General features: G+C 60.7%; 1 protein-coding gene. It reads left to right on the top strand.

Going from position 1 to position 270, the window contains the following annotated elements; genetic code table 11:
- The coding region (locus SB724_RS20270) for a hypothetical protein (RefSeq protein WP_410572660.1) at nt 1-232 on the top strand (232 nt) is incomplete at its 5' end.
- Nucleotides 233-270 lie beyond the last annotated feature (38 nt).

Below are 270 nucleotides of genomic sequence, written 5' to 3'. Positions count from 1 at the left end.
GCATGTTTGTGTCCAGAATCTCGTTGTCGCAGAGCGTCGCTTGCTTGGATTGATTGAGAAGCGCGAGCCACCGGCGGACGGCAAGCGCTACCCTGGTTGGAAATTGGCGGCGGCGCCGGCGGGGAGCCGCGCCGCTATCGTCTTTATACACATCGGCACGCCGCCGTCGATGAACCTGCCTGACATCATCAGCATTTCGCTGCCGATATTGCACCGGCCGTGCCGGCGCTGACCTTCCAGTGTGTCTTGGCACAATCGACAGCTCTTGCA

Source organism: Bacillus sp. SIMBA_031 (assembly GCF_046535225.1).
Lineage (GTDB): Bacteria > Bacillota > Bacilli > Bacillales > Bacillaceae > Bacillus > Bacillus velezensis.
This window is presented reverse-complemented; position numbering and strand designations above follow the sequence as displayed.